This window comes from Enhygromyxa salina (assembly GCF_002994635.1).
GTDB lineage: Bacteria > Myxococcota_A > Polyangia > Nannocystales > Nannocystaceae > Plesiocystis > Plesiocystis salina_B.
On the sequence record NZ_PVNL01000111.1, the window covers coordinates 109,756 to 133,578 of the forward strand.

Annotated in this window: 22 protein-coding genes; 12 read left to right on the top strand and 10 right to left on the bottom strand. The window is 67.6% G+C overall.

The features are described 5' to 3' along the window. Positions 1-10: 10 nt before the first annotated feature. Both ENSA7_RS42565 and ENSA7_RS27865 read left to right on the top strand, forming a co-directional pair. Complete coding sequence (locus tag ENSA7_RS42565; protein WP_146158212.1) at positions 11-241, top strand: hypothetical protein; 231 nt, start codon at positions 11-13, stop codon at positions 239-241. Positions 242-303: 62 nt separating this feature from the next. Continuing rightward, positions 304-1,341, top strand: a complete 1,038-nt coding sequence (locus ENSA7_RS27865; RefSeq protein ID WP_106092404.1) for a DUF2804 domain-containing protein — start codon at positions 304-306, stop codon at positions 1,339-1,341. Here ENSA7_RS27865 and ENSA7_RS27870 read toward each other — a convergent pair. Beyond that, the gene (locus ENSA7_RS27870) at positions 1,326-1,592 is read right to left on the bottom strand and encodes a hypothetical protein (protein WP_106092405.1); all 267 of its coding nucleotides are present in this window, start codon (positions 1,590-1,592) and stop codon (positions 1,326-1,328) included. The two genes, ENSA7_RS27865 and ENSA7_RS27870, sit on opposite strands and share 16 nt — an antisense overlap. A 67-nt stretch (positions 1,593-1,659) precedes the next feature. Here ENSA7_RS27870 and ENSA7_RS27875 point away from each other — a divergent pair, with 67 nt between their 5' ends. Further along, the gene (locus tag ENSA7_RS27875; RefSeq protein WP_106092406.1) at positions 1,660-3,093 is read left to right on the top strand and encodes an RCC1 domain-containing protein; all 1,434 of its coding nucleotides are present in this window, start codon (positions 1,660-1,662) and stop codon (positions 3,091-3,093) included. Positions 3,094-3,104: 11 nt separating this feature from the next. Here the strand turns inward: ENSA7_RS27875 and ENSA7_RS27880 are convergent, their stop codons facing one another. Beyond that, positions 3,105-3,683, bottom strand: coding sequence for a helix-turn-helix domain-containing protein (locus tag ENSA7_RS27880; RefSeq protein WP_244923931.1), 579 nt, complete (start codon positions 3,681-3,683; stop codon positions 3,105-3,107). A 311-nt stretch (positions 3,684-3,994) separates the two neighbouring features. Between ENSA7_RS27880 and ENSA7_RS27885 the strand changes: the two genes are divergently transcribed. After that, entirely contained in the window at positions 3,995-4,675 is a 681-nt protein-coding gene (locus ENSA7_RS27885) for a hypothetical protein (RefSeq protein ID WP_106092408.1), read from the top strand. A 120-nt stretch (positions 4,676-4,795) separates the two neighbouring features. Then, the gene (locus ENSA7_RS27890) at positions 4,796-5,971 is read left to right on the top strand and encodes a hypothetical protein (protein WP_106092409.1); all 1,176 of its coding nucleotides are present in this window, start codon (positions 4,796-4,798) and stop codon (positions 5,969-5,971) included. Between the two features lie 92 nt (positions 5,972-6,063). On the opposite strand, the gene ENSA7_RS27895 is transcribed toward ENSA7_RS27890, so the two are convergent. After that, positions 6,064-7,215: a ThuA domain-containing protein gene (locus ENSA7_RS27895; protein WP_106092410.1), complete on the bottom strand. Its 1,152-nt coding sequence runs from the start codon at positions 7,213-7,215 to the stop codon at positions 6,064-6,066. A 602-nt stretch (positions 7,216-7,817) separates the two neighbouring features. Here ENSA7_RS27895 and speE point away from each other — a divergent pair. Further along, positions 7,818-8,660: a polyamine aminopropyltransferase gene (speE, locus tag ENSA7_RS27900; protein WP_106092411.1), complete on the top strand. Its 843-nt coding sequence runs from the start codon at positions 7,818-7,820 to the stop codon at positions 8,658-8,660. Between the two features lie 4 nt (positions 8,661-8,664). Here speE and ENSA7_RS27905 read toward each other — a convergent pair whose 3' ends face one another. Together ENSA7_RS27905 and ENSA7_RS27910 are read right to left on the bottom strand one after the other, a co-directional pair. Next, positions 8,665-10,065: a GNAT family N-acetyltransferase gene (locus tag ENSA7_RS27905; protein WP_181234186.1), complete on the bottom strand. Its 1,401-nt coding sequence runs from the start codon at positions 10,063-10,065 to the stop codon at positions 8,665-8,667. A gap of 351 nt (positions 10,066-10,416) precedes the next feature. Continuing rightward, entirely contained in the window at positions 10,417-11,076 is a 660-nt protein-coding gene (locus ENSA7_RS27910; RefSeq protein WP_106092413.1) for a hypothetical protein, read from the bottom strand. 1,189 nt (positions 11,077-12,265) lie between these two features. On the opposite strand from ENSA7_RS27910, the gene ENSA7_RS27915 reads away from it, so the two are divergent. Beyond that, positions 12,266-12,508 carry a M48 metallopeptidase family protein gene (locus tag ENSA7_RS27915; RefSeq protein ID WP_181234187.1) on the top strand — a complete coding sequence of 81 codons (243 nt, stop codon included), beginning with the start codon at positions 12,266-12,268 and terminating at the stop codon, positions 12,506-12,508. Between the two features lie 101 nt (positions 12,509-12,609). Here the strand turns inward: ENSA7_RS27915 and ENSA7_RS27920 are convergent, their stop codons facing one another. Further along, a complete protein-coding gene (locus ENSA7_RS27920) occupies positions 12,610-13,275 on the bottom strand; it encodes a hypothetical protein (RefSeq protein WP_106092415.1) in 666 nt (221 codons plus the stop codon). A gap of 296 nt (positions 13,276-13,571) precedes the next feature. On the opposite strand from ENSA7_RS27920, the gene ENSA7_RS27925 reads away from it, so the two are divergent. Then, positions 13,572-13,991: a hypothetical protein gene (locus ENSA7_RS27925; protein ID WP_106092416.1), complete on the top strand. Its 420-nt coding sequence runs from the start codon at positions 13,572-13,574 to the stop codon at positions 13,989-13,991. Between the two features lie 17 nt (positions 13,992-14,008). Here ENSA7_RS27925 and ENSA7_RS27930 read toward each other — a convergent pair whose 3' ends face one another. Together ENSA7_RS27930 and ENSA7_RS27935 are read right to left on the bottom strand one after the other, a co-directional pair. Further along, entirely contained in the window at positions 14,009-14,302 is a 294-nt protein-coding gene (locus ENSA7_RS27930; protein WP_106092417.1) for a hypothetical protein, read from the bottom strand. A 48-nt stretch (positions 14,303-14,350) separates the two neighbouring features. Continuing rightward, positions 14,351-15,595 carry a VWA domain-containing protein gene (locus ENSA7_RS27935; RefSeq protein ID WP_106092418.1) on the bottom strand — a complete coding sequence of 415 codons (1,245 nt, stop codon included), beginning with the start codon at positions 15,593-15,595 and terminating at the stop codon, positions 14,351-14,353. A 321-nt stretch (positions 15,596-15,916) separates the two neighbouring features. Between ENSA7_RS27935 and ENSA7_RS27940 the strand changes: the two genes are divergently transcribed. Then, on the top strand, positions 15,917-17,299 hold the full coding sequence (locus ENSA7_RS27940) for an EB domain-containing protein (RefSeq protein ID WP_106092419.1): 1,383 nt from the start codon (positions 15,917-15,919) through the stop codon (positions 17,297-17,299). A 5-nt stretch (positions 17,300-17,304) separates the two neighbouring features. Here the strand turns inward: ENSA7_RS27940 and ENSA7_RS27945 are convergent, their stop codons facing one another. After that, complete coding sequence (locus tag ENSA7_RS27945; RefSeq protein ID WP_106092420.1) at positions 17,305-18,309, bottom strand: hypothetical protein; 1,005 nt, start codon at positions 18,307-18,309, stop codon at positions 17,305-17,307. 95 nt (positions 18,310-18,404) lie between these two features. After that, on the bottom strand, positions 18,405-18,716 hold the full coding sequence (locus ENSA7_RS44265) for a hypothetical protein (RefSeq protein WP_181234188.1): 312 nt from the start codon (positions 18,714-18,716) through the stop codon (positions 18,405-18,407). Between ENSA7_RS44265 and ENSA7_RS27955 the strand changes: the two genes are divergently transcribed. From ENSA7_RS27955 to ENSA7_RS27965, 3 genes are read left to right on the top strand one after another with little or no spacing between them, the layout of a single operon-like run. Next, complete coding sequence (locus ENSA7_RS27955) at positions 18,685-19,713, top strand: DUF2135 domain-containing protein (RefSeq protein WP_106092422.1); 1,029 nt, start codon at positions 18,685-18,687, stop codon at positions 19,711-19,713. The two genes, ENSA7_RS44265 and ENSA7_RS27955, sit on opposite strands and share 32 nt — an antisense overlap. Then, positions 19,713-22,139, top strand: a complete 2,427-nt coding sequence (locus ENSA7_RS27960) for a VIT and vWA domain-containing protein (RefSeq protein WP_181234189.1) — start codon at positions 19,713-19,715, stop codon at positions 22,137-22,139. The genes ENSA7_RS27955 and ENSA7_RS27960 overlap by 1 nt, the downstream gene beginning before the upstream one ends. Then, complete coding sequence (locus ENSA7_RS27965) at positions 22,136-23,815, top strand: ligand-binding sensor domain-containing protein (protein ID WP_106092424.1); 1,680 nt, start codon at positions 22,136-22,138, stop codon at positions 23,813-23,815. The genes ENSA7_RS27960 and ENSA7_RS27965 overlap by 4 nt, the downstream gene beginning before the upstream one ends. Positions 23,816-23,823: the final 8 nt, after the last annotated feature.

Here is a 23,823-nt window from a genome sequence, read left to right on the forward strand (position 1 = left end):
AGGAATTTCCATGAGTCCCATGTTCATTGCAGCCATGTTGGCGATCTTCGCCGTCAGTCTAGTTGGTTTCTCGATGCTGATCGGCCACGACACCGGTGGCGCCGTCAGCCACGGCGACGGCGGCCTGTTCAAGACCGGCAACCCCAGCCTGAGCGGCAGCTCGGCCACCCTTGGCATGCGCGGAGCCGACATCGAGGTGCCCGCGACCCTCGAGGCCGACCGCGTGGGCGTCGAATCCTGACGCGCACGGCGTCGCGGGCCCGGCGGGCGCAGCCGGCAAAATCGTCGTACCATCTCGCCCACATGCGAGAGATTTTGCAGGTCCCCGCGGCGCTGGTCGAGCACGGCCGCGTCGCCCACGGAACCTATCGGGCGCCGCTGGCCGACACCAACCTGATCGACGCCCAGCCCTTCGCCGTCCCGCTGCCGGGTCCGCTGCGGGCGCTGCGACTCAAGGAGTGGCAGGCGTTTCAGTTCGGCAACGAGCGGTGGTTCTTCATCGTCGCCCTGTTCAACGCCAAGCTGCTCGCGCTCGCCCAGGTCAAGGTCTACGACCGCGAGCAACGTCGCAAGCACGTGTTCGAGCGCAGGCTGCCCGGCTGGGCTCTGACCGCGCCGCGCAACCTGCTGGACTCGTGCATGCAGTACGAAGGCGGGGGCGCGTCGCTGCGGTTCGTGAATCGTCTCGTAGACGATCGGATTACGATCGAGCTCGAGCTGCCGCAGACGGACGACATGCCGCGGCTGTCTGGAAGTGTCACGGCGTTGGCTGAGGGATGCGAGCCCGAGGTGGTGTGCATTCCGTTCGCTCGCGGGCGCGGGATGTACTCTCACAAGGGTTGCCTGGCGCTCGAGGGGGAGCTGAGGCTCGGGGACGAGGAGCTGCGGTTTGGGCGTGACGACAGCTTTTTGTTGATGGATGATCACAAGGGGTACTACCCCCGGGTGATGCGCTGGGACTGGGTGACCGGTGGGGGCTTTGACGCTCGTGGGCGGCGGATTGGGTTCAATCTGACGCGGAATGACTCGATTGATCCGGCCCGGTATAACGAGAATTGTCTGTGGATCGACGGGCGCTTGCATTTGTTGCCTCCGGTGACGTTTGTGCGGCGGGCTGAGGATTCGCCCGAGGTCTGGGAGATCCGTGATGAGGCTGGCGACGTCGAGGTTGACTTTGTGATCGAGCTCGACGGGCATGTTCGGGTGAATGCGGTGGTGATCGAGAGTCGCTATCGGGGGCCGTTTGGTCGGGTGCGAGGGTTTGTACGCGGGGGGGATGGGGAGCGGGTGGAGCTCGATGGGCTGTTTGGGATGGGGGAGGACTTTTATTTGCGCTGCTGAGCGTGCTTAGCCCGGCAGCTCGACCGTGAGCGCGCCGCCCCGAGCCGCCGACACCGCAACCGCAACGTGCTGGGCGACCCCGCCGCCCCACGCTGCAGCCGGATACACAGCCCATGCCCGCGCGGCAGGGCCTGCTGCGGATCATCGGCCGGAAAGATCGACGCGAGCTCAAACCCCAGCCCCGTGAAGAACGCGAGGGTCTCCACCAGCTCGTCACACGGCAGCAGCAGCTCGGCGGTCTCGACGTCCACGACCCCGCCACTATAGATCCATACCCTGTGGCGCTCGGCGGGCGATCTTGCTAGTCAACACGCGCGCATGCGAAGCGTCAGCGCAGCCCTGCTCGGACTCACCCTCGCCCTCGTGCCCAGCTGTCGAACCAGCGAGGCCCCGGCCCCGCGCCAGGTCGATCGCGGCGAGACCGAGACCCACGACCTCGAACAGCCGCCCGCGTCCGGTCACACGCTGAGCGCGGCGGGCGTGCAGTTGACGCTGCCGTCGAGCTGGACCGTCGTCGACGAGGACGAGCCGAATTTCGCCATGGCCTGGGGCCCGACCGACGATCCTTCACAGATCTCGCTGTGCACGATCGAGCTGCGCCGCCAGGGCCCGGGTCCGCTGCCGCCCGGGGTCGAGCCCAGCTCGAGCGCGAGCGCTGGCGCGACCGACTACTCGCACGGACCTGTGCGCGGCCGCCTGCGCCAGCTGCCCGGACCCACGCCCAGCGCCGCGGTGCTGGTCCACTGTCGGGCCCATCGCCGGACCGAGCAGTGGCGGACGATCGAGGCCGCGTTCGACTCACTGCAGATCCCAACGACCCCCGTCGAGCTGCCGCCCGCGACAACCGTGAGCGACCCGAGCACGGCGATCGTCGAGCTGTGCACGAGCTCGCCCGCGCGACAGACCACCGTGTGCGCCCGGCGAGCCGACGGCGCGGTGTTCTGCGGTCGGAGCACGGGCGAGGTCCTGACCAAGGTCGAAGACCTCGCGCCCGCGGTGCAGCTGAGCTGCGATCGCGCGCGCAGCTGCATCCGCGACGCCGAGGGCCAGGTCAGCTGTTGGCGGCCCGATCAAGCACCCACGCATGAACAGGTGAACGGCCCCGCGCGCGACATCGCGGGCGGCTGCGTCGTCGATGCGGCCGGCCAGGTCGCGTGTCGTCAGCCGGACACCGACACGTTGGCGCCGCTGCTGCCGCTCGGCGAGCCAAGCTACGCGCTCACGGAGGTCGAGCGGATCCTCGCGGACAGCGACGAGGACCACGGCTGCGTGCTGCGTCGCGTCGACGACCAGTCGCAGCTGTGGTGCTGGGATCGCGAACAGGCGCTGAACCTCGAGCTGATCGCTCCTGGGCACCCGCAGCGAGTCGACGCACCAACCACGGCCAGCGCGGTGGCGATCATCGGCGGCCGGGTGTGTGTCGGCGCCGACGGTGAGTGGACCTGCCTCGCGGGCGACGAGCGATTCGAGCTCGACGGCTGCGAGCGTCGGGCGTGCGGCTGCTCGGTGGTCGGCGCCACGCGGCTATCGTGTGATCACGAGCCGCACGATCGCATCGACTCGCGCGTGTTCGGGCGGATCAGCGACGTCGTCGCGACCGCGGGCGCGTGCGCGGTTCGGCTCGACGGCACGGTGATCTGTCGCGGCCCCGTCTCGGGCCGCGCGGATCAAGATGCTCGGGTGACGCAGGCGGTCGCGGGCGGGGTGCCCGGGGTCGCGCACGTGCTCGAAGTGGGCACGCGCGACCCCTGAGCGACCACCCGTCAGAACCAGCTCTTCGAGGGGATCGAGTCGGCCGTGGGCACGCGGGGCTGATCGAACTCGATCCGCGCGGTCACGTCGTCAGAGCCAGCCCAGTTGCTGTCGCTGCGCTTGACGAGCGTCTGGGTGCGACCGGCCGCGCTGAGGACCGGGGCGCTCGACTTTTGCGCTGGCATCGGCTGCTTGCTCGCGAGCGGCTCGACGATCGGATCGCCACCACTGCCGAGCTGCAGGGCCAGGCGCAGCAGGCTCTCACGATTGCCGCTGTTGGTCTTGGCGAACACGTTGTGCATGTGCCACTTCACGGTCGCGCGGCTGATCTCGAGCACGCGCCCGATCTGCTCGTTGGAGCGACCCTCGAGCACGAGCTCGAGGATGTCTTGCTCGCGGCTGGTCAGCTTGTGGCGGCGCGCGAGCCGAGTCACGGCCCAGCGCAGACGCTGCGGTCCGTCGCCCTCGTCGAGCTGGCGCAGGACGTTGTAGCCAAGCGCTTCGAGCACCGCGGCGATACGGCTGGCGTCGTCGTCACGAGCGACGCGAATGTGGACCTCAGTGGTGGTGGAAATGTCGGTGTTGGTCACGAGATTTGTCTCCGGGGGTGCGAGCTGCGGCGGCCCGTCGTTTGGTGGGTTCACCATGCGGCCGGAGGGGGCTGACCGTCAGGGACGCCAGTGCCACCGGCGGGTCTCCGACACGAACCGAGAGCCGGTGACCGCCGACCGCCGGGACGGGCTCCAAAGTCTAGAATTCGGCATGTATCCAGCGCCGTGCGCGAACTGCCCGACCTGCGAACCGGGCGTCACCGTTCGTCACCGGAACTTCGGCCCGACCCCCGCGGGCGGCACGAGGTCGCGCGCGGTATGGTGCGCTCACCTTTGTTGGAGGAGCCGCCGTGCATCGCTCGCTTGTCACTCGCCTCACCCCTCTCGCTCTCCCAGCTGCGGTCGGCCTGACCGCCGCGCTCGCGCTGCCGCAGGTCGCGATGGCCGGCAAGAACAACAAGCCGGTCCGCAAGGGTGGTCAAGCCGAGGTCATGGTCGGCGCGTCGGCCTGCATTCCCGGCAAGGGCGAGTGCACGGCCGACGGGCTCGGCGAGACCGCGCCTTCGGTTGGGATGGCGCTGGACATTGGCTGGCGCGCACATCCAGCGTTCTTCATTGGCGGTGGGTATAGCGTCGGCTGGTTCAACCCCACGTGGCAGGGCGCGGGCGCGCGTGAATTTCGTAGCGCCCATCAGCAGGGGGTGTTCGGGATCCTCCGCGCGTACATTCCGATCTGGCGGATCGACATCGGGTTCGAGCTGGCGCCCGGTTGGTCGCGCCAGGCGTTTGTCGCGGCCAGCGGCGGCAGCCGAACCTACTCGCAGGGCTTCGCGCTGCGCCCCGGGTTGTCGCTGGATATCTGGCTTGGCAGGCGCGTGTTCGTGGGCGCCAAGGTCGACTTCACCTTCAACTTTCATGGTGAGGTGTGCGAGAAGACCCGTGGTGAGCGGGTGTGCACGATCGAGCGCGAGCTCCGGCAGTCGCGGGTCCACCAGCTGATCGGTGGGGTTCACGTTGGCGGCAGCTTTTAGGCAGTCGGGATACCGGACCGAGTCGTCTGTAAGTCGACTCGGCTTGTGTTCCACGCCGACGCCAGCGATCATCGCCCGATGCGTCCTCGAGCCTCGGCGACTGTGTTGTGTGCGACAGCTGTGCTCACGCTGACGGCGTGCCGCTCCGAGCCCGCAGGCGAGCCGGCGAAGACCGGCCCGGCGGCGAAGCAAGCCCCCGCAGAGCAGCCCGAGGTCGCGGCGAAGCCCGACGAGGCCAAGCCGGCTGACCCGCCTGAAAAGCCCGAAGCCAAGCCCGAGCCCGAACCCGAGCCCAAGCCTGGATCGGGCAAGTGGGCGAGCTTGGTCACGCCCGCGTCCGCGCTGAACAAGGCTCCGGCCGACAGCGTGCTCGCCGAGGTCCGCGCCCACGCCGAGCCGGTCGCGCTGATCATTGGCGAGTCAGGCCTGAAGTTGGTCTCGCTCGCGGGCATGGACAAGCAGCTGGTCGCGGGGCCGATCGACCGGGCGATGTACGACCCGCGCTCGGGCATCGCCTTGATGATCCAGGACACCTCGCTGTTGGCGATCGATCTCGCGGAGCCGCTGCCGGCCGGGCAGCTGCCCAAGGTCACCACGCTGTCGTCCAAGGCGACCAGCGACGCGGAGCTGCTGCTGGTCTACCCCGACCGCCACGCGGTGGTGAGCCTGTCGGACATGGGCGCGATGTATGTGCGCGTGGAGTTCACCGCCACGCCCTCGCTGGCGCTGCAGTCCCCTTCGTACCCGCCCGAGGGCGACGAGGTGGCCCCCGAGCCGCTGGGCCTGCTCGACAGCGCGTGGTTCAGCAGCCGGGTCGACCGCCACGCCTGGCCCGCCCAAAAGCCCAGCTCGGCGGCGCTCGAGTTCCCGTACATGCCGGACGACGGCAAGCCGCTCAATCCGTTGTTCGCGGACCGCTGCTCTAGCTACCACTGCGGCGCGAGCCTGCCGCTCGGTCTGAGCGGATACGAGCTGGTGGTCGTCGGCGATGAGCAGGGCGACTTCACCCACGTGATGAGCGTGATTCACGACGGCGCGGGTGATCGCTGGATCGGCATGGAAGAGTGGCTCAGCGGCGGCGCGTGGGTGTCCACGGCGGAGCTGCCGGGTCAGCTCGATACCCTCGCGCAAGAGCACGCGCCGCGGTTTGACGCGTCCGGCGAGGTGTTCACCCCCTACACGCGAGACAAGCAGCTGTGCACGGCGCAGGGGGCCTGCAAGCCGGTCGACGGCGAGGTCGTCGAGTTCATCGCGGGCGGCGTGGAGATCGGCGCTGTGTATTTTGGCGCGCCCTGATCAGGCTCGGCCGATCAATCGATCCGCGGCTCGTTGCGGCCGTTCACGTCCACGCCACCTCGGAGCAGACCCACAGTCGGCGGCTCAGCGCGTTACTTCGTATCGAGCCAGCGGCCGTTGTCTGCGGGGTCGAGGGCCACGGGCGCGCCGCCGTCCGGGATCGGATGATGGGCGCTCCACAAGATCCCGTGCACGACGACGCGGCGGAACATCGGCGCGTGCGGGGTTTCGGGCGTGTCGATCCAGTTGCCGTACCAGTGCCCGCCAGTGAAGCCGAAGCCGCGGCCGCCGTCCTCGCGGTCGTAGGCCCACGCGGTGACCTCCGAGCGACCTGGGTGGGCCTGGGTGTCAGGGGTGGTCCGCGTCCACTCGGGCGGGACGTCCTCGAGGATCCGCGTGATCCCGAGCTCCCCCTCGACCCAACGCATATTGTAGTACCACTCGTCCTCGATGGTCATCGGCGTGACGCCGTTGGTCACCGGATGCGCCGCGAACTCGGCGTAGTTCGTCTGCCATATGGGGTTCACCGAGTAGCCTGATTCATAGTATCCGCCGAGCCAGGGGAGGATCTGGGCTCCGAGCGCTGGCGAATAGTCGACCGCGTAGTGCAGGTTGACGAACCCTGCGCCCGCGTCGATGTGCTCGGCGAGGACCGCCAGCTTGTTGGGATCCGTGAGCGGATGGCTGTCACCCCCGTCGAGATAAAACACGATCGCGTCGGCGCCAGTGAAGATCGCCTCGTCCGTTGGCCAGCCATCCTTGACGATCACTGGGACCACGCCTGGCGTCTGGCACAGCATCTTTGCCAGGAGCGCGGTCCCGGCGAAGAACTCGTGCGCGCCCAGTGGGTGAGTGAGGCTCGGCGCTCCCGCGACCAAGACGATCTTGGTCGCGTTGGGGTCCTCGGGCTCGACCTCGACCGGGACGACAGACTGATCGTGAGCGTCACTCGGCACAGCCCAGGGCTCGCAGATGATGTCCGGCGGCAGCGGCTCGCCAGTCGTCGTGGTCTCGTCGTCGGTTGGTCCGGTCGAGTCAGTCTGCGTGGTGCTGGTCGTGTCGTCGGTGTCCGAGGAGCTCTGCGTCGAGCTGTCCGAGTCCGTCGTGGCCGTCTCGGCTGTCGCAGAGTCGCTCGTCGGTGCGCTCGTGCTCTGTGTCAATGCGCGGGCGCTGGGATCTTCGGCGCAGCCCGAGATGAAGAGCAAGAGCACGAAGGTGGCGCAGCGGGGCGGGGTGGCGAACACAGCTCGGCTATACCACTACGAGATCGAGGGGACCTAGCGAGCACGCGCACATGCGCGCGTGAAAACGACCAGCGCTCGCTCGACGATCTCGCGGCCGCGCTCGGATTCACGCATCCGCTGTTCACGCATCCGCCGACGGGACTTGGACCTGATGGATCACGCGCCGATCGAGTACGAAGTCACCTGACCACCGGATCTACATCTACGAGCCGCTCGGTCTGACAATGCGAGCCGACGACTAGTGCGACACCGGGGAAGAGATGTTGCCCAAGTCGCAGGGCGTCGGCCTCGAGTTCACGCTCGGCGACGAGATGACCAGCTTGTTCGCGGGCAACTGGGGCAGCTTGGCGAGTACGACATCTGGGTCGAGACGGCGAACTACAGTGAATGCAACCCCTGGCTCGGCGCGCCGGATGGGCTCTATCAGGCTTTCATCGCCCAACACTGACCCTGGCCATGGCCCGCCTGGCCAATCACCACATCGGGGCCAGACATCGGGGGCAGACATCGGGGCCGGGACCCGGCCGATGACTTGACGCTTGCATGCGCGCCGACTCTCTGCGATAAATTGACCTTCCCTTGCTGGACCGCGGCCTAATTCCATGATTCCGTCACGCGAAGTACTAAATGGCGACTATAAACAACTAATGCGCGTGGATCGCGAAATTCACGTCACGCAGACACCGTATCAGAACCTCCAGATCTTCGAGAACCGCACCTTCGGTCGGGTCCTGGCGCTGGATGGTGTGGTCCAGACCACCGAGGCGGACGAATTCATCTACCACGAGATGCTGGCCCATCCGCCGATCCTGGCCCACGGTGGGGTCCGCAAGGTGCTGATCATCGGCGGCGGCGACGGTGGCTGCGCCGAAGAGGTGCTCAAGCACGACGTCGAGACGGTCGTGATGGTCGAGATCGACGGCGCGGTCGTGGCGGCCGCCAAGGCACACCTGGCCATGATCTCCAACGGTGCCTTCGACGATCCCCGACTGTCGCTGATCATCGGTGACGGCGCTCGGTACATGCAGTCCATGGCCCAGAGCGTCGAACGCTTCGATTTGATCATCATCGACTCCACGGATCCGATCGGTCCGGGCGTGGTGCTGTTCGAGGATGCCTTTTATACCGACTGTCAGCGTGTCTTGGCGCCGGGTGGTATTCTGGTCACCCAAAACGGTGTGCCATTCGTGCAGCGCCTGCAATACCAAACCACCGGCGCCACCCGAGCCAAGCTGTTCCGCCACGCGGGCTTTTATTTCGCAACGGTGCCGAGCTACTGTGGCGGTCCGCTGGCGTTCGGCTGGGCCTCCGATACGCTCGACCTGGCCCAACTCGATCTGGCCCAGCTCGAGGCCGCTCATGATCGCTTCGGCACCACATTGCGCTACTACAATCCGTTGGTTCATCTGGGCGCCTTCGCTACGCCCAATTTCCTGCGTCTGTGATCAGCTACGCTGGTGACCCCAAAACGAAGTCGGCGAGCGTGGCCACGCGCGGGGTCATGGTTGCGCGGGCGGGGACGTAGGCGCGCTCTGGGGGCACCAGCGAGACCCCATAGATTGCAAGAAACCCATGACGGACGACGCCCGGCGCGGTCGCAGTGCGGTCGGAGGCGGGGAGGAAACCAAACAGACGAAGGCCGCTGCGTTCGCACGCGAGCTGGCCGCTCAGCTCGCGCAGGTCCGTCCAGCACAGCAGCGTCTCCACTTCCAGCCACGGTCCGACGAGCGCGATCCAGCGAGGCAGCGAGGTCTGGACCTCCGGGTCGCGCGGTGAGGCCAGGGTCGAGAGCTTGGCGGTGAAGGTCGAGCGTTCGACATCGAAGGTTGCGTGATGGAAGCCGACGATCTCGCCCTCGCGCTCGATGACCCAGGCGTAGACCGGTCGGTTGGCGATGACGGCGTCCTCCCCGGCAAAGGCCACACGCTCGGCATAGAACGTTGGATCGAGCATGTGATGATCGGGGTCGTGCTCGAGCTCTGGGTTGAGCCCCGGCAGCGCAGCGATGAGCCTTGGGACGTCGGCGCGTGCGAGCGGCCGCGGCGTGAGACCCTGCGGCAGCCCGAGCTCGTCGGCGAGCCAGCGGATGTCCGGCCACGTGCCCGGGGGCCGGGCGGCGCATCGAGCAGCCGCGGACGCGCTGAGCCTCGGCAGCGGCGTCATGGCCAATGGTGGCGGGGCGCTTCGCGTGTCATCGTGTTCGAACAGCAGCTGCATCAGGGCGGCCGTGCTCGGGCGCAGGGCCGCTGGTTTGGGCCAGACGAGCTCGTCTGCGGGCAACAACAGGTTGACGTAGACGGCCTCGGGGACGTGGCAGGTCGAAGCGGCGTCGAGCGGCTTGCTGTCCGAGTCGGGCGCGATCCCGCATAGCAGGTGTCCAGCTCGCTCCAGGCCAGCGCACTGCGCTTTGTTGTCGAGCTCGACGAGGCCGTAGATCATCTGAACCCCCATCGCCCGCGCGATCACGACCGAGGCCTCGACCAGCGCGCCGCCGAGGCCCCGGCCGCGAAACCGGGGATCGACCACGGACATGCGCCCGAGCATGGATCGGTTGATCGGCTCGTACTCGACAGCGAGGTAGCCGACCGGCGCGGCCTCGCCCTGCGCTTTGAACAGGAGCACATGGAGCGGGCGCGCCAAGACGTCTTGCTCCTCGCCGACGAGGGCGGCCTGTGTCTCGTAGATCGCGCTGGTGAGCAACGTCTGATCCTCGGCGGCCGCGAGGCTCGGATACCACGCGGCGAGTAACTCGATCAGGGTGGGGATGTCGCCACGCGCGAGCCCGCAGGCTCGAATTTCGGGTGGTAGCTGCAGCGCCCGCTCCACGAAAGTTGGCTCTGGCCAACGCATCAGGCCCGCCTCGCGGAGGGGTCGAGTACCTGCTGTTGCTCGGGCGCCACGGTCATGCGGGCTGGAGTATGCACCGACGCCGGCCTTCATTTGAACTCTTTTTTTCCTGTCGGATACACTCGACCGACGAAGCCCGCGTCATCGATTACTCGATCTCATCGGTTGGCGACGTGGCTCGACTCGAAGGATCCACCAAGCTTCCGCAGCTGACTCTCGAGCGCGGCGTCGGTCTCGAGCCCAGAAAGAGACCACCGCCGACCGCCCTTTCTCTTTCTGTCTCGAGCAACGAACTGTCCGTGCTGCGCCGAGTTGGCCAAGATGCGCCATGCGTAAGGCCACTCGAGCAGCCGTCTAGTCGAGAGCAGAGACCGGCAGTTCCAACGGTGGTCCCACCGGCCTGTCTGGGTCTTGGCTACGCTTGTGCAGTACGTGACCATTGAATACCTGGGTGCGAAAACCTTGAAGAACTAGCCGGTTTGCACGTGACAAGTCTAACGGGATGCCGAAGACCTCCGGGGGAGTGCCAGAGTATGCGACGGCTCCAGCAAGCAACGCCGGCCAGTCGAAGTTTTCTGAAAGCGCGTGCCAGTCGACGACTATCATGGTGCGGCCGGCAGCGGTTGCTGATTGGAAGCGACGCACCAGCGCAGAAACGAATCCACTGTCCGCCGTCACGAGTTGACCAAACCAGTACCACTCGACTAGTTTCGTTCCGCAGCGACGAAACTCGCACAACATGTCGTCGCCATCGTGGGTCCATACGCGAAAGTTGATCGGCTTTTGAGCCATCACATGTTCTTGGAAAACTTCAACGTCAAGGTCGTGCCGTTCGCCCATGTTCTCGACAGTTGCTACGGCCGTCGCGTCGACCACGTTGGGATCGATGAGGCTAAACCCCGACTCGTTCAGGAAGCGCAGTCCGTCCAGCCAATCCGCATTCTCACGCTGCCGGGAGAAGAGGGCGAACCCTTTGGATCCAGCCATATCGGGCATGTAGTCGCGGTCGCTCATCGTGGAAAGACCTTCACGTTGGCTGCGCCGAGCTTGCGCACCGCAATGTCTAGCACACTCTGCGGTGTTAGCTCTTCGAAAAATGCCTGCGCCTGGACGCCGCGGGCACGGGCCGTCTCGTTGAGAACACGGAGCCGATCCCCCTGGAACTCGGGCAACGTAGGGCGGAACTCGCCGTCGGGCGCCGAGGGGCGGTGAGAGATGATTTTCTCGGGGAGAACTCAGGTCCCAAGGTTGTCGTTTCTCGGGGAATCCCGTCTCGTCGCTGCAGACGATGCGCAGAAAATAATGGCGCTTTTTGCATGGGATAGGGTTTCTGATCTGTAGGACGCGAGGGTTCGTCATACGCAGAAGTGAAGTGCTTCGGCCTGTGTTGATGTGAGGTGGCCTTTGCATGTGTCGGCCGTCACTGTGTCACTTGTGCATTCCGACGCCGAGCACATGTCTGTGTTTTGCAGATGACAGTCTGTTGTGCGTTTGGTCCCTTCGGTGTAGCAGGCTATGATCTCAGTGCTTTCGTCGGTGGTCGCGCCGCTGTCGTCTAAAGTGTCACGCACGCAGCGGATTGCATCGTCCTCGGAGCTAGGGATCGTGGACTCGAGGCAATCAGACTTTGATGTGAAGGTGTTGTTGTCGGGATCGCTTAGGTCTAGGAATAGAAAGTAGCACTCGCAGGCTGCCTCTGCTTCCGCCGCTCGCTGCTCGACATATTGCCTGATCGCATCGTCAAGCCTGGTGTCAGGGGAAGTGCATGCTGTTATGGCCAGTAGTATTGCGGGAAACGCCTGCGCAATTGATGTTCGTCGACGCATTTGTTGTGAGGATATCGTTTTCGCGCATGGTGGTCAAGCGAGGGTTGCACTGAGACTCGCATAACTGACCCGTCATGCGGACACTCAGCGGGTCTCTTTCGCAGTCTCCTGCACTCAGCACTCCTCGAAATCGCAGCCGAGCGAGATCGTTCGTGGCACGCCGGCGCCCGTCGCCGCGCCGCCGCCAACGAGGTCGCCCGACGCTGGCCAGAGCCCCAGTTCTGGTCGCGTCCTGCACGGGCGTGCATTCGTCGCCATCCCGGCCATTGTTTAGAAGTCCTATACGCCGACCGACACGCCGATAGCTCGGACTCCAGTGGACGACGAGGCGCTGAGAGAATTTGAGGCCCTCGCCAGTCGCGTCCAAGGTGGCCGACGTGCGCGTCCGCGACCAACAAAAGCGCTGGGCCAGCTGCGACGACAAGGGCGTGCTGCGCTTCAACTGGCGCGTGATCCAAGCGCCGATGCGCCTGGTTGACTATGTCGTCGCTCACGAGGTCGTGCACGTGGTCCACCCGGATCACACCAAGGCGTTCTGGGCCCGGCTCGGGGCGCTGATGCCCGACTATGAGCGGCGTAAACAGGAGCTGCGACGCTTGGGAGGCCGGCTGGAGTGGTGATGGCGCGGGCAGACCACAGCCATGCCCATGGGTGGCGGCTCGGAGGCGTCGCCGTCGAACAACAGCTTCAGTGAAGACCGCGAGGCGCGAGCTAGCGATCGTCAGGGCGTCGCGAGAGAGCGGTTGGTCGCGACGAACCGACGCATGTACGCGTAGGATCGGAACGCCAGCTCGACCTCTCCGTCTTCGCTCGGCTGGAGGCTCGCGCCATCGTCGTGCTCGGCGCAGGCGGGCACCTGAAGGCTGTTGGTGGTTCGAATCGACACGGGCAGCACGAGCGCCGCGATGTCTCCGGTCGAGAACGTGACCTCGACCTGCCGCGTCGCGGCTCGCTCGCACACGGGGCAGCACGGCGTCCCGTCGTCGGTCGTCGGCCAGGAGACGCCGCCATCGGGGAAGGGCACGTTGAACACGGCCTCGGGATTGATGTGGTCATTCGAGACGGGGGCCATGGTCTTGGTTCCCGTCGACCACGCGCTGCACTTGGAGCACTGGATCGTGCGCGCCGTCTCGGGGTGGATGAAGCGAAGCTGCGCGCTGCAGTGGGGGCACGGCGCCTGGGCGTGGCCGCCACCCTTGAGCAAGCCGAACAACCCCGCGAGCCCGCCGAAGGCCACGACACCGCTCCAGAACCACGCCAAGAAGCCCCAGTCGCGAAAGTAGGCCAGCGCGAGCAGGCCGAGGCCCACGGCCGCGACCGCGCCGGCGGCGATCGTGGCCTTGCGGTTGGCTTCGGTGTTGAGCGAGACGGTCGTCGGCGTACTCATCGTGGGCCTGATTGTACATACACAGCGCCGCGACGACCCAGTCGTCGGTCGGCTTACAGGCGCCCTGCGCCGTGCACAGCGCTGCCCGAACCAAGAGCATGGTGGCATGATGTTCACACCCCGTCGACTCTAGAGCGGATATCTCAGCCACCGCGCGTGGCTGCTCGCTACTCGATCAACCCCTGGTTGTTGACATTTGATCGGGCGCACCAGAGCACGCTCGGCGACCGGCTCGTCGATCGCAGGGGGCGAGCGCCTGGTCCGAGCTGTCTGTCGCCGACGTCCGCAACCGCCCGGTGTGGTGGCTGGGCGGCAAGACCGAGCTGATGTTCGAGACCAGCATCGCTAGCCACGTCGACGAGGACGCGCTCACGCAGATGATCGAGGTCCTGCGCCGCCACTTCGCGGACCCCGGCCGACTCGAGGAGCGGATGCCCAACGACGCGCACGGGACCGTCGCGATACGGACCTTCATCGCTGGCTTCAGCGGGTTCATGTCGATCATCCCGCTCAAGCCGCTGGTCGCCAAGTGGCTGCTGCTCACGCTGCTCGGTCCGATGACGGCCACCGGGGCGCTGATCGGCTGGTTGATCGGACGCGCGGTCTGGCGATGGCGCAGCGACGGGCGCGAGCAGCAGCTGCGCGGCGCGTTCTCGGAGCTGGTCGGACACGCGTCGACACCCGCGCCCGTGCTAGGGCCCGCGAGCTCCGAGTAGCGAAACTCCGAGTCCGCTCATTCATCCGTGGGCTTGACGCCTGCCCGACCATCCCGCTTGCCGTCGAGCTCGTCGACCTCGCGGACCAGCCGCGCGAGCGTCTCGCGGTTCATCAGGCCCTGGTTCTCGAGGTAGAGGAACATGGCCTCGAGCACCAGCTCCGCACGATCGAGCCGCTTCATGGTGGCGTCGAGCCGACGGCACAACAGCTGGATGTTGTCGGCATCGAGCTGGGCATCGAGACGCAGTGTGTTGATGTCTTGGCGCTGGCGGTGGTCGTCATCGAAGAAGTGATCGAACAGGGAAGACATCGTGGCACTCTACTACCCGATGAACCTGCCCTGAGCAGGCTCGGCCGATCACCCGATCGGCGGCTCGTTGCAGCCGTACACGATGTCGATGTCGACGATGACCCCGCTCTTGATCGCCTCGCACGCGGTCCCGTGGAAGGTCACGGTGTTCGTCATTGGATCGTAGGTCCAGCCGTTGTTCGGATCGTTGGGCACGCCCGCGGGATCCTTGTCGAAGAACACGAAGATCTCGTTGGGATCGGGCGGGACTTGATCGAGCTCGAAGGTGCACGTGGCCACGGCGTTGGCGATCTGGGCCAGCGCCATGTCGAGCTCGGCGGCCTGATCCGCGAGGTAACCGGTCTCGGTGCCGCCGGCCTCGGCGATGTCGTTGACCTCGCCGACGTTGGCCCCGCCAAACCCGACCGCGAACACCTTGACCGGGATCGCCTGACCAAACAGGTTGCCCGCCGCGGTCGGGCCGTCGTTGCCGTTGTCGACGCACGAGCCACTCTCGGCGCCGTCGGTGATCAGCAAGATCGCGTTGTCGCGCTCGAGGTCCTGCAATGACGGGTTGGCCACCTGAGCTTGGAGTGACTTCCCGGTGCTGGTCTCGGGATCGCCGGAGTCGCACAGGTACTCGATCAAGCCCTGGTTGTTGACGTTGTCGCCGTTGTTCGAGCCCGCGCCGACCGTGGTCGCCAGGAACCCGTTGATCGCGGCGGCGTTTTGATCGGCGATCGGGACCACGACGGTCCCGGCCGAGCAGCCGTTGCCGACGCAGGCCGAGTAGGTGGCGAGGCCAAACCGGATCTGCTCGTCAAAGCTGGTGGTGACCTGCTCGATCGCAACCTTGGCGACCTCCCACCGATTGAGGTTGGTGTTGGGTACCGAGCCGTCCATGCTGCCGCTGCGGTCGAGCATGATCAGCAAGTTGGGTGGCACCGCCTCGATCGAGAACTCGAAGCCGCCACACTCGCCGCCGATCACACACAGGTTGTCCTCGCAGATCTGGCCCTCGGGGCAGTCGTCGTCGATGCCACAGCCGCCGGCCGGCCCGCACTCGCCCGAGGCCGGGTAGCAGACCTGGCCGGGCGCGCAGTCGTCTGCGTTGGTGCACGGGTCGCCGTCGTCGGCGTTGGTGTTGGTGGTGGTGGTGGTGTCCGCGCTGTCGGCAGTCTCGCTGCCGTCCGTGCTGGTGGCGGCGAGGGTCGTGACGCCGGTGGTGTCGGTGGGGCGCTCGGTCTCGTTCGCGCAGGCGATCGACAGCAAGGCAAGCAGTGAGGCGGAGGTGAACGATGAAGCGCGAGACATGGCAGAGTTTGGGGTGGGGAGGCGTTCACTATGCTCAATTTCTGGCCTGAGTGGGCACCACGGTGGTCCGCGGACGATCTTGGGGTGCAGCGCTGCGAGGTCGCCGAGGGTCGCGGGGTCGGGCTTCGCAGTGGGCCGTATGCAACGGCCGTGGTTCGACGGCGAGCAGTTCGACACGCGGCCGTTCGTGATCTGGCCAGGGGCGGCACCGACGACTGGCGCGGGTAGGCGCGGTCGTGGGGCCGCCCAGCGGGTTTGGCACCGCGCGCCACGCAGACGCGATACCCTGGCCAGGTCCCGCCACCGGAGTCCCGACTCAGCATGCGTCCACTCAATCCTAGCGCCTGGAACCTGTTCAAACCCCTGAGCCTCGGCGCCCTCGCGCTGGCGGCGTGCGGACCCGGTGCTGCAGAGGACGACGCAGGAACCACGACCACGCAGGGAAACGACACCACCACGAGCTACACGACGACGTACAGCACGTTCACGACCTACAGCACGCTCACCACGTACAGCACGTACACCACGTACAGCGACTATTCCGACAACTGGGACGACTACTACGATCCCTGTAACTACTGCGCCCCCGACGAGATGTGCAAAGACGGCGAGTGCTACGTGCCGGACTGCGAAGATAGCCTCGACTGTCGTGACGGGCTGGCCTGCATCGACAGCATCTGTACGCAGGTGCCTCAGGCGTTGGCCTGCGGGACCTGGGCGACGCTGGAGATTGCGATCCCGGCGCTCGACGACGTGCTCGACATGCAGTTCGTCGACGTCGACAACGACGGCGCGCAGGAGCTGGTGATGCTGACCCTGGCCGGGGTCAGCGTGCTCGACGATGATCTCTCGCTGACCGACTCCGCGTGGGTCGAGCCTGGCCAGTTCACGCAGATGATTGCGATGCGGGTCGATGAAGACGAGTTCGTCGACCTCGCGTTCACCGAGCCCGAGTCGGGCACCCTGCGGACCATGCTCGGCAATGGCAACGGCACCTTTGGCAACGAATTCACCGAGGTGTTGGAGGCGATCACCGGCGGGTTTGGGCTCGACCTCGATCTGAACGGGCAAGATGAGCTGGTCGGGCTGATCAACGGGATGCCAGCGTCGATCGAAGGGGTCGGCGAGGCCGGGGTCGTGGTCTCGCTGACGCCGACCGAGGCGCACCAGCACGTGCACCACGGCGACAACGACGGCGACGGGGAGCAAGATCTGCTGCTCGCCGGGCTGGCCAGCGACATGCTCGCGCAGTCGGCCTCGTGGGTGCTGCAGCAAGGCGGCAGCTGGCAGCCGTCGGGGCCCGCGGTGGGGCTGAACCTGGATCAGCCGCAGCAGTGGGGGGCGTTCGATCTCGACGGCGACGGGCTCGACGACGCGTTCTCGGCGGCGCCGAGCCTGGGCGTGGTCGTGATGCAGAGCTGGAGCGGGGGCAAGCTCGCGGCGGCGACCGTGCCCGAGACGGAACTCGCGTGGATCCTGGGCGCGGAGTTTGACGGGACCAACGGCGAAGAGGTGCTGCTTGGAACCCCGGTGCCGCGGTTGGTGCAGCGGCTCAACAGCGATCCGCTCGGGTGTCACTATCCCCTCGAGGGGTTCCCGGCGGGTGGTGAGCGAGCCGTGGCGGGGGACTTTGACGGCGATGGGATCGACGAGGTCGCGGTGCTCGTGGGTGGGGTCGTGCACCTGCGCGTCAGCGATTCGTGACCGCGTCAGAGCCGAAACGTGAAGGTGAAGCCCTGCTGCTCGGCCTGAAACTTGGGGAAGGTCGCCCGCTTGGCGGCGTTGGCGACACACTTGCCGACCGCGCTCGCGCTGTGTTCCTCGAGCGGGCTGGCCGAGACCACGCTGCCGGTTGCGCCCTTGACTGAGAACTTGATCACGACGGCCGTCCCCGACCCACAGGTCTTGGCGGCGGTCTTGATCGGGCCGACCCCGGCCAGGATGTCGCTCTGACTCAGCTTGTTGGCCAGGTCTTGCTCGGGAGCCGTCGGCTTGGGGGGTGGGCGCTCGCTGACCTGGTCAGTGTCGCACTGCGGCAATTTGTTGTTGAGGAGACAGTCGACGTCGAGCGGTTTGTCTGGCTTGCTGGTCGGTTTGTTGATCGGCTTGTTTGCGGGCTTGCTTGCCGGCTTGTTGGCCGGCTTGCTCGCTGGTTTGCTGACCTTCGCGGCGAGCTCCGGCTGGGGCTCGGCCACCGGGTCGTCGACTGGCGGCTCGTCGTCCGCGGGCGCTTCGTCGTCAGCCGCTTCGACAGGCTCATCCGGCTCGACAGGCTCGACAGCAGGGGCAACCACCACGACTTGCTCCGGACTCGAAGGCGCGCTCGGCTGGTCGAGCACCAGCGCGGCCGCCAGCCCCAGGACGCCGAGGCCGAGCACACCTATCACTGCATACAGCGGACCGCGAGCGGAACTGGACCGAGACTGAGTCTGAGCCGAAGGAGCGGGCGCGACCGTCACGAGCCGATCGGCTGCCAACCCCCCGAACCCACCTTCACCAAAGCTCGGCAGCAAAGTGTTGTTGTCGCGGCCGGCCCCGCGGGTTGCTCCGTCACCAGCTTCGGGGTTGAGCATCGCCCGCATCGCGCGAATATCGATCAGTCCAGAGCCCTCGGTGGCCGGGGCCGCGCGCGCCGGGGTCATGGACAGCCCCGCCAGCGCCTCGAGCGAGAACAGCGAGGAGTTCTCGTTGCGCTGGCCCGTCAGCGCCCCCACGCGCGGGGTACCGACGGCTCGACTACAAGTTTTGCAACGCCCCCTGCGGGCTCCCATCGACTCGTTCGCGCGGCATTCTTCACAGTGGTTTGGCATCATTGGCTGTCCTGGAGGGCGGCGACGGTGTGGGCACTCGACGGACACGCGCTCGCCTCGATGGTCTCGTCGAACGCTGCGAACGGGCGTGCAGGTGATCTGGCTCGATCAAAGTGCACGCTCTGAGCGAGATTGATCGCGGTTGATAGAGATTGATCGGTACATCCGTCGGCGCGACCGGCGAGCGCGAACCCGAGCAGTGCCCAGCGTCGGAATAGCTCCGCCGTCTCTGCGCGTCTGGCTGCCACCATGACGCCCTCGCTCTGGCTTTGCGCCACTTTGGCCTTCGCGCCGCCCTCCTTCACCGTCACGGCGGTCGACGAACGGCCAACCCGGGTCGCCAACGCCGAACTCACGGCCGAGATCGAGCAACTGCAGCAGCTGATCGTAGAAGCGCCGCGCGAGCGAACCCACCGGTTCGCGCTGGTTCGCGCGCTGATCGACGCAGGCGAGCTCGATCAGGCGCTCGCGGCCGCCGAAGCCTGGCGGGAGATCGACGCCTACAACCTCGTGGTCGTGCGCCTGATCGGTGACATCCAGACCGAGCTCGGCGACGCCAAGCAAGCGCTGCGCACCTACTCCGCGGTGACCGAGCTACTGTCCGAAGATCCCGAGGCCCAGCGCGCGCTGGCGACCGTGCTCAAGGCCCAGGGCGATCTCGACAACGCGCTCGCCCGCCTCCAAGTTGCGACGCAGCTGCGCCCCGAGGATCAGCGCCTCTCGTTCGAGCTCGCCGACGTCGAGCTGCGCCGCGGCAACTATGCCCAGGCGGCCGCTCGCTTCGAGGCGATCGTCGCCGACGAGGGCGCCTCGGAGCAGCTGCGACACCCCGCTAAACAGCGGCTCGCGCAGGTCTACGCGGGCTTTCGCCGCGACGCCAACACCGACGCCCAGCGCCGGGAGTGGACCGCCAAGATTGACGCGCTCGCGCTCGAGGGCGGCTCACAGAACGACATCAAGGTCTACCTGACCTGGGACACGGATCGCACCGACGTGGATCTGTGGGTGATCAATCCGAAGGGCGAGAAGGTGTTTTACAGCCACCGCCAAGGTGCGTTCGGCGGCACGCTCTACGGCGACGTCACGACCGGCTACGGGCCCGAGAGCTTCACGGCCAAGACCGCCAAGGCCGGCACCTACGCGGTCGAGGTCAACTACTACGGCAGCGGCGGCGCGATGAAGGAGGCCCGCGGCGAGCTGCTCGTCGTCGTCAACGAAGGCCGCGAAGACGAGCAGCAACACACGTTCCCCTATGTGCTCCCCAAGGTCGGCGACAGCGTGCGCGTGGCCAAGATCGAGGTGAAATGATGCGACGCTCGCGTACCCCTTTGTTGTTGTCTGTCGTGTTGCTCGCCGCGTGCGCGAGCCCGACCACCAGCTCGAACACCACCACCAGCGCAGCTCAGCCCGCGCTCGGGGCCAAGACCGACGTCGCGCGGACGTCCGCGTGGCTGGCCGACATGGATCGCGGCGCGGATCAATTTGGACCCGGCCAGCTCGAGGTCCAGGACCCTGCGGCGGCCGACGCCTCGACCTTTCTCGAGCTCGACTCACTCAGCGTAAATGTCGACACGATCGGTCCAATGGCGCGCTACGAGGTCGAGCACGTGTTCCACAACGGGACCGATCAGGTGCTCGAGGGCACGTTCCGGTTTCCGCTGCCGGCCGGGTCGATCGTGACCGGGCTCGCCATGGAGATCGACGGCGAGCTGCTCGACGGCGAGATCCTCGAGCGCGAGCGGGCGCGCAAGATCTACCAGGACATCGTCGACAGCATGCGCGACCCGGCGCTGCTCGAGTGGGAGGCCGGCCAGACCTTCAAGCTGCGGGTGTTCCCGATCCAGGCGGGCGAGCGCAAGCGCGTGGTCATGCGCTACATGGCGCCGCTGCAGCCGAGCGACGACGCGCCGAGCGGATTCGCGGTGGCGATCCCCAGCGCCGCGCCGGCCATGCAGACGTCGATCCCCGCGCTCACGGTCCGCGTCGACGGTCGCGAGGTGCTGCAGCGCAAAAACCACAGCGCCCGCGAGAACCTCAGCGTCGCGCTCGACCGCGCCAGCGCGCCGGCCTACGTGGAGGAGTCGAGCGGCGAGCAGATGTACCTGGCCGCGCGCCTGGATCTGGACTGGGCCCGCGTCGCCAACCCCGTCACGCAGATCGACCAGCGGCGCACGGTGATCGTGGTCGACAGCTCCCGCAGCGCGCTCGAGTCGTGGGCGCTCGCGCGTGAGGCGGTCGCGGCCGTGCTCGCGGGGCTCGGTCCCGACGACGAGTTCATGCTCGTGACCGGCGACCTCGAGACCCGCGTGTTCAGCGATGACTTCGTCCGCAATGACCCCGACCAGCGGGCCGCGGCGCTCGCGTTCCTGACCACGATCGAGCCAGATGGGGCCAGTGATCTGGGCGCGATGATCACCCGGGTCGGCGCGGCGCTGCGGACCCCGAGCGTCGGCGACCAGGTCGTGTACGTCGGCGACGGCACGCCAACCTGGGGCACGACCGACCGCGAGCGACTCGTCGAGCAGGCAACGGCCGCGCTCGACGGGGCCCCGCTCTACGCCCTGAGCGTCGGCAAGCGTGAGAGCCGGGACACCCTCGAGGCGCTCACGGGCAGCACGGGCGGCCGCACGCTCCGGCCCCAGTCGGTCCCGCAGGTCCAGGCGTTCTCGGCGTTCCTCGAGCGCGCGCCGCAGGTCCGCCGGGTCGCCAAGCTCGAGCTCGAGGTCCCCGGGGTCGAGCAGGTCCACGCCCCGCTGCGCACGACCTTGTTCGAGGGCGAGCGTCCGGTCGTGCACTTTCGCGTGGCCAAGGGCGCGCCGATCCCCACCCAGGTGACCGTGCGCGGCTGGGCCGGCGGGCTGCGCTTCGAGCAGGTCGTGGAGCTGGGCGAGCCGCTGGCGCAGGTCGGCGTCCGCCAGCAGTGGGCCGCGCGGGAGCTCGCCGCGACCACCGACAAGGCCACCGCCGTGGCGCTCAGCGTCGAGCACTCGGTGCTCAGCAAGCACACCGCGCTGCTGGTGCTCGAGAGCGAGGAGGCGTACGAGCGCTACGACATCGAGCGCCGCAACGGTCCGGCCGCCAACCAACCCGCAGGCGAGACCCCGGAAGTGTCGGGCCGAAACCTGGACGCCGACGGCGGCAGCCCCTACCTCGGGCCCGGGGATCTGCAGCCGGGCGACCCCGAGATCCACATCCCCGCGCCCCGCGACGCGCAGTCGGTCGACGTGGTGTTTCCGTTCGGCGAGACCAAGACCGCCCGCTGGGAGCACGAGCTTGGCCAGTGGACCGTGCGCTTCTTGGTCGACGACGACACCGAGCCGGGCACCTACGAAGTCCTGGTCCGGGTCACCCACGCCGATGGTCGCGTCGAGCTGCTGAACCTCGAGTACACGATCGATGTGGAGGCGCCGCAGCTGCGACTCGAGCTGAAGATCCGCGACGACGGGGCCTACGACGTCTACGCGCACCAGCTGCTCAGCGAAGCCGACGCCGCCCGCGAGCGGGTCGAAGGTCGGCGCGGCGACGAGCAGGCGAGCACGCTCGACGCCAGGCGGGTCGAGCTGATCATGCCCGACGGTCAGACCCTGAGCTTGCGGCTGGGCATGGACGGGCACTTCGTGCGGCGGTGGGCGCCGCGTGGTGAGGTCCAGTGGCCAGCGACCGTGACCGCGGTCGTCGCTGACCGTGCGCTCAACAGCCGCCGGGTCGAGCTCTCGCTCGAGGGGCCGTCATGAACCTCGCGCTCGGCATGTTCATGGGGGTGCTCGCGACCGCGCCGCTCGAGGTCCACACGGCGACCCGCGACGTCCGCAGCTGCCGGGCGCTGGACCACGGCTACGCAGCCGCGACCGACGGTGGCCTGGTGTTCCTCGACGACGCGGGCAACAGTGCCGCGCCGCTGACCGCCCTGGACGGCCTGCCCGAGACCCGCAGCTACGTGGTCGAGCCGGTCGCGGGGCAGCCGGGTCGAGTCTGGGTCGGGACCGAGGGTGGGCTCGCGCGGGTCGAGCGAAGCGAGGCGGGCGCGCGCGTGGTCGAGGCCTTCACCAGCACCGCGCCGGTCCGCGCCGTGCTCGAGCACGGCGGGCGCACCTTCGTCGGTACCTGGGGCGCAGGGGTGCTCGAGCTCCGCGGCGGGCGGCTCCGGCCGACCCCGGGGCCCGACCTGGTCAAGGCCGATCGGATCACGGACCTCGTCGCGCACGGGGGCCACGTGGTCGTCGCGACCGCTGGCGCGGGCGCCTGGATCATCGGTGAGCACCCGCGGCCGGTCGAGGGGGTCGAGGGCGTGGTCTGGAGCCTGGCGGTCCACGAGGGCGCGCTCTATGCCGGGACCTTCGCGGGGGTGCGCAAGCTCGACGGCGCGGCCTCGATCACCGTCAGCGACCACGACGCCCGGGCGCTCGCCAGCGTCGGCGGCGAGCTGCTGATCGGCACCACCGGACAGGGGATCACGCCGCTCGGATCGCAGCTGCGAGTCGGGCCGCCCGTCAGCCACGTCCAGGGGTTCGATCAGGACCGCTGCGTGGCCAGCTCCGACGGGCTGTGGATCCGCGACGGCCAGCGCTGGGTCGCCGCTGCAGATCACGGCCTACCCTCGGGCGACATCACGGATCTGCTGCGCGTGGGTGATGAGCTGTACGCCGCGACCTTCGACAAGGGCGTGCTGGTCAACCGCGGCGGCGACTGGACGCCGATCGAAGATCCCGACCACGCCATCGATCCGCAGGTCAACGCGCTCGCGCCCGCGGGCAACGGCCGGGTCTGGGTTGCGACCGCGCGCGGGCTGCATCGCGTGGACAACGGACGAGTCGAGACCTGGACCAGCAAGCGCGGCCTGCCGAATTCCACGGTGTTGAGCCTGGCGGTGTCGAGCGCGGGGGAGCTGATCGTCGGGACCCACGCGGGCGTGGCGATCATCGACGCCAACGACGACGTGCGCGAGCTTGGGTCCCGCGCCCGGCGATGGGCGACCTGGGCGATCGCCGAGGCCCCCAACGGCGAGCTGTGGCTCGGCACCACGCAGGGGCTGATCCGCTGGAAGCTCGACGGCACCTGGGACCACCTGTCGATGCTGTCGGGCCACCTGAGCGACAACTGGGTGACCGCGCTGGTCTGGCAGGGCGACGCGCTCCACGTCGGCACCTACGCGAGCGGCGTCGACACGCTCACGCCCAACGGCAACAGCTGGCAGGCGCAGGCGCTCGGCGGCGGGCGGGTCAACCCGGCCGGCCTGAGCGTGATCGACGGTGAGCTCCACGCCGCGACCATGAAGGGCGCCCGCGTGCATCGTGGCGGGCGCTGGGTGGCGGGCGAGCTCGGCGTGTTCGAAGACGTGACGCGCGTGGTCGAGGACACGCGCGGGGTGTGGATCGGCAGCCGCCGCGGGCTGGTGCTGCGGGCCCGCTAGCTAGCGCT

Coding starts and splice junctions, on each gene's coding strand:
- ENSA7_RS27930 (WP_106092417.1), bottom strand. CDS start 14,302: ATGTCTTCCCTGTTCGATCACTTCTTCGATGACGACCACCGCCAGCGC.
- ENSA7_RS27865 (WP_106092404.1), top strand. CDS start 304: ATGCGAGAGATTTTGCAGGTCCCCGCGGCGCTGGTCGAGCACGGCCGC.
- ENSA7_RS27960 (WP_181234189.1), top strand. CDS start 19,713: ATGCGACGCTCGCGTACCCCTTTGTTGTTGTCTGTCGTGTTGCTCGCC.
- ENSA7_RS42565 (WP_146158212.1), top strand. CDS start 11: ATGAGTCCCATGTTCATTGCAGCCATGTTGGCGATCTTCGCCGTCAGT.
- ENSA7_RS27940 (WP_106092419.1), top strand. CDS start 15,917: ATGCGTCCACTCAATCCTAGCGCCTGGAACCTGTTCAAACCCCTGAGC.
- ENSA7_RS27935 (WP_106092418.1), bottom strand. CDS start 15,595: ATGTCTCGCGCTTCATCGTTCACCTCCGCCTCACTGCTTGCCTTGCTG.
- ENSA7_RS27905 (WP_181234186.1), bottom strand. CDS start 10,065: ATGCGTTGGCCAGAGCCAACTTTCGTGGAGCGGGCGCTGCAGCTACCA.
- ENSA7_RS27920 (WP_106092415.1), bottom strand. CDS start 13,275: ATGAGTACGCCGACGACCGTCTCGCTCAACACCGAAGCCAACCGCAAG.
- speE (WP_106092411.1), top strand. CDS start 7,818: ATGATTCCGTCACGCGAAGTACTAAATGGCGACTATAAACAACTAATG.
- ENSA7_RS27965 (WP_106092424.1), top strand. CDS start 22,136: ATGAACCTCGCGCTCGGCATGTTCATGGGGGTGCTCGCGACCGCGCCG.
- ENSA7_RS27875 (WP_106092406.1), top strand. CDS start 1,660: ATGCGAAGCGTCAGCGCAGCCCTGCTCGGACTCACCCTCGCCCTCGTG.
- ENSA7_RS27910 (WP_106092413.1), bottom strand. CDS start 11,076: ATGAGCGACCGCGACTACATGCCCGATATGGCTGGATCCAAAGGGTTC.